The organism is Saccharomonospora iraqiensis subsp. paurometabolica YIM 90007 (assembly GCF_000231035.2).
Classification (GTDB): Bacteria; Actinomycetota; Actinomycetes; order Mycobacteriales; family Pseudonocardiaceae; genus Saccharomonospora; species Saccharomonospora paurometabolica.
This window is the reverse complement of the sequence record NZ_KI912261.1, coordinates 87318-91601: the sequence shown is the minus strand read 5'-3', so window position 1 is coordinate 91601 and position 4284 is coordinate 87318. Positions and strand designations below refer to the sequence as shown.

Sequence of the window (4284 nt, the reverse complement as noted above, 5' to 3'; positions counted from 1 at the left end):
GCTGGTGGGCGCCGGACGGCGCGGGCACGCACGCCCGCATCCAGGTGGTGCTCGACCCCGACACCGACACCGGGACCGGCGGCACCGGGACCGGCACCCGGTCGGACGTCCCGGACGGCGACGCCGCCGAGGCGCTGCTGCTCCGCTGGTCCGCCGAACCGGATCCGCACTGGACCGTCGAAGGGAGCTACGACTAGTGAGTGACGACAACCGTACCGAGTACCGCACGGAGTGGGACGGGGAGCCCGGGATCCACCCCGTGGAGTGGGTGCCGCCCACCCCGGCCGAGGCCGGGACCGGGCCGGTCGATCCGACCGCGGGGATCCCCGCCCCCCGGGCGTCGGCGGAGGAACGGGGATAGCGGGATGGGCTGGCACAACCCCCGGGTGCCGTGGCGGGAGCTCGAACGCGCCCTGTCCGGGCGGGTGGAGCCGTCCGACCGGCTCCTCGAGGAGAGCCCCACGGGCCGTCGCCGCGGCGGGTACGTGCGCCCGGCCGACCTGGCCCCGCGCGGCGACGACGCCGGGGCGGTGGCCCGGGTTCCCTACGCCGAGCTGCACTGCCACTCCACCTTCAGCTTCCTCGACGGGGCCAGCCACCCCGAGGAGCTGGTGGAGGAGGCCGCGCGACTGGACCTCGACGCCGTCGCCCTCACCGACCACGACGGTATGTACGGGGTGGCGCGGTTCGCCGAGGCCGCCCGCGAGGTCGGCATCCGCACCGTGTTCGGCACCGAGCTCAGCCTCGGGCTGTCGGCGCCGCAGAACGGGGTCGCCGACCCCGAGGGCGAGCACCTCCTGCTGCTGGCCAAGGGGCAGGACGGGTACGCGGCCCTGTGCCGCGCGGTCACCTCCGGGCAGCTCGCCGGCCACCCCGACCTCCCCGGTTCCGGCGCGTATCCGGGGGAGACGGCCGAGAAGGGCAGGCCGGTGTACGACCTGGACACCGTCGCCGGGGAGGTGGCGGGCCGGTGCGCGGTGCTCACCGGCTGCCGCAAGGGTGCCGTGCGGCGGGCGCTGGTCGAGCACGGGCCGGAGGCGGCCGCCGCCCGGCTGCGGGAGCTCGTCGACCGGTTCGGCCGCGACGACGTGTACGTGGAGCTGACCGACCACGGGTTCCCGACCGACAGCACGCACAACGACCTGCTGGCCGGGATCGCCGCCGACCTGGGCCTGCCGACCGTGGCGAGCAACGCGGTCCACCACGCCACCCCGGAGCGCGGACACCTGGCCCACGCGCTGGCCGCGATCCGGGCGCGGCGCGGGCTGGACGAGATGGCGGGCTGGCTGCCGCCCGGGCCGACCGCCCACCTGCGCTCGGGGGCGGAGATGGCCCGCCGGTTCGACCGCTGGCCCGGCGCGGTGCAACGGGCCGCCCTGCTCGGCACCGAGTGTGCCTTCGAACTGCACCTGGTGGCGCCGGACCTGCCGCCGTTCCCGGTCCCCGACGGCCACGACGAGGCGAGCCACCTGCGCGAACTCACCCGGTCGGGCGCCCGGGAACGCTACGGCGATCCGCACCGCAACCCGGCGGCGCACCGCCAGCTCGCCCACGAACTCGACGTCATCGAACGGCTCGGGTTCCCCGGCTACTTCCTGATCGTCGCCGACATCGTGCGGTTCTGCCGGGAGCGGAACATCCTCTGCCAGGGGCGGGGCTCGGCGGCCAACTCCGCGGTCTGCTACGCGCTCGGCATCACCAAGGTGGACCCGGTGCGGTGGAAACTGCTGTTCGAGCGGTTCCTGGCCCCGGACCGGGACGGCTACCCGGACATCGACCTCGACATCGAGTCGGACCGGCGGGAGGAGGTCATCCAGTACGTCTTCCGGACCCACGGCCGGCTGCGCACCGCCCAGGTCGCCAACGTCATCACCTACCGGGCCCGGTCGGCGGTGCGCGACGCCGCGCGGGCGCTCGGCCACTCCCCGGGGCAGCAGGACGCCTGGAGCAAGCAGATCGACGGGTGGGGCCCGTTGCGGAGCGGGAACGCGGGCGCGGAGCACGACGCGCCCGAGCCGGTGCTGGCGCTGGCCGCGTCGCTGGAGGACTTCCCCCGGCACCTGGGGATCCACCCGGGCGGCATGGTCATCTGCGACCGGCCGGTGAGCGAGGTCGTCCCCATCGAGTGGGCCCGGATGCCCGGGCGCAGCGTCCTGCAGTGGGAGAAGGACGACTGCGCCTCCGTCGGACTGGTCAAGTTCGACCTGCTCGGGCTGGGCATGCTGTCCGCGCTGCACTACATGCTGGATCTGGTGGCCGCGCACAAGGGCGTCCACGTCGACCTGGCCGACCTGGACCTGGACGACGACGAGGTGTACGCGATGCTGCGCCGCGCCGACGCCCTCGGCGTGTTCCAGGTGGAGAGCCGCGCCCAGCTGGCGACCCTGCCGAGGCTGGCGCCGCGGACGTTCTACGACCTGGCCGTCGAGGTGGCGCTCATCCGGCCCGGGCCGATCCAGGGCGGGTCCGTGCACCCCTACATCCGCCGCTACACCGGCAGGGAGCACTGGGAACACGACCACCCGTTGCTGGCGAACGCGCTGGACAAGACCCTGGGCGTGCCGCTGTTCCAGGAACAGCTGATGCAGATCGCGCTCGACGTCGCGGACTTCACCCCCGCCGAGGCCGACGAACTGCGGCACGCGATGGGCGCGAAGCGGTCCGGCAGGCGGATGGAGCGGCTGCGCAGGCGCTTCCTGGAGGGTGCCGCGCGCAACGGGATGGACGAGGAGACGGCCGGGCGCCTCTTCCACCGGATGCGGGCCTTCGCCAGCTACGGATTCCCGGAGAGCCACGCGCTGAGCTTCGCCCACCTGGTCTTCGCCAGCGCCTTCTTCAAGCGCTATCACCCGGACGCGTTCCTCGCGGGGCTGTTGCGGGCGCAGCCGATGGGCTTCTACTCGCCCCAGTCGCTGGTCGCCGACGCCCGCAGACACGGCGTCGTGGTGCGCGGCCCGGACGTGAACGCGAGCCTGTCGCACACGACGCTGGAACCGGTCGGCGAGGCCGGGGACACCGACGTGCCCGGGGAGTCCGACGCACCCGGGCGGTACGGGAGCGGTGGGGCACACGCCGTGCGGCTCGGGCTGGGGTCGGTGCGCACCCTCGGGACCGAGGTGGCGGAGGAACTGGTCGCCGAACGCGACCGGGGCGGACCGTTCCGCGACATGGCCGACCTCGCGCGGCGGGTCCGGTTGACGACCCCGCAGGTGGAGGCGCTGGCGACGGCGGGGGCGTTCGCCGGGCTGGAACCGGACCGGCGCCGGGCGCTGTGGGCGGCGGGAGCGGTCGCGCAGGAACGCCCCGGGAAGCTCCCGGGGACCACCCCGGGCACGTCGGCGCCCACCCTGCCCGGCATGGACCGGCTGGAACACGCGGTCGCCGACGTGTGGTCCACCGGCCTGTCCCCGGACACGTTCCCCACCGAGTTCGTCCGGGACCGGCTCGACGCGCTCGGGGTCGTGCCCGCGGAACGGCTGGCCACGGTCGAGCACGGGACGAGGGTGCTCGTCGGCGGGGCGGTGACCCACCGGCAGCGCCCGGGCACGGCGAGCGGGATCACCTTCCTCAACATCGAGGACGAGACCGGGATGGTCAACGTCGTGTGCAGCCCCGGGCTGTGGCAGCGCTACCACCGCGTCGCCCGGTCCAGCCCCGCGTTGCTGGTGCGCGGCATCGTGGAACGCGCCGACGGTGTGGTGTCGCTGCGGGCCGACCGGCTGCAACACCTGGCGCTCGGCGTGCCCTCGACGTCCCGCGACTTCCGCTGACCCGCCGGGCTCCGGGGACTCCCGGGGCTCCGGCGGGTCGGCGGGCTGTCAGTCGACGGGGGGTTCGCCGGGTTCCAGCTCGATCAGGTCGCCGTCGGCGAGGAGTTCCTCGATCGAGGCGGGCAGCAGGTACGCCGCGCCCCCGCCGGGCTGGTGGAACCACGGGATCGCCACGCCGGCCAGCGCCTGCATCGGCCGCTGCACGCGGTAGACGTGGTACGGCCGGTCCACCCACTCGGGCACCAGCGACCGCTCCTCGAACGGGGTGCCCGCGGCATAGGTGAGGTTCCCGTTCGGGCCGCCGAAGCGGTCCAGCTCGCTGCCCATCGGCAGCTCCCGCATCTCCTTGCCGCGGAACAGCGTCAGCGGCGGCTCGCCCTGCATCGGCTGGATCGGCCACTGCTGATTGTTCTTGCCGTTCCGCCCGCCCCGGCCGGACTCGGCCTGCCCCGCCTGCCCGGACGGTGCGGCCTGGGCGGACGGCGCCGCCCGTGCGGGTGGCGGGGGAACCGGC

The 4284-nt window shown here is 74.7% G+C and carries 3 protein-coding genes and 1 pseudogene; 3 read left to right on the top strand and 1 reads right to left on the bottom strand.

Annotation, left to right across the window (positions count from 1 at the left end; genetic code table 11):
• From SACPADRAFT_RS29460 to SACPADRAFT_RS0223060, 3 genes and pseudogenes are all read left to right on the top strand, one after another.
• Positions 1 to 197, top strand: a pseudogene (locus tag SACPADRAFT_RS29460) (DNA polymerase Y family protein); the annotation flags it as partial.
• Complete coding sequence (locus SACPADRAFT_RS31790) at positions 197 to 361, top strand: hypothetical protein (RefSeq protein ID WP_007026690.1); 165 nt, start codon at positions 197 to 199, stop codon at positions 359 to 361. The pseudogene SACPADRAFT_RS29460 and the gene SACPADRAFT_RS31790, both read left to right, overlap by 1 nt.
• A gap of 4 nt (positions 362 to 365) precedes the next feature.
• Positions 366 to 3770 (top strand): error-prone DNA polymerase, encoded by a 3405-nt coding sequence (locus SACPADRAFT_RS0223060; protein ID WP_007026691.1) that lies wholly within the window; start codon positions 366 to 368, stop codon positions 3768 to 3770.
• Between the two features lie 48 nt (positions 3771 to 3818).
• On the opposite strand, the gene SACPADRAFT_RS29455 is transcribed toward SACPADRAFT_RS0223060, so the two are convergent.
• Positions 3819 to 4284: TNT domain-containing protein (locus tag SACPADRAFT_RS29455; protein ID WP_007026692.1), on the bottom strand; the 466-nt coding region annotated here is incomplete at its 5' end.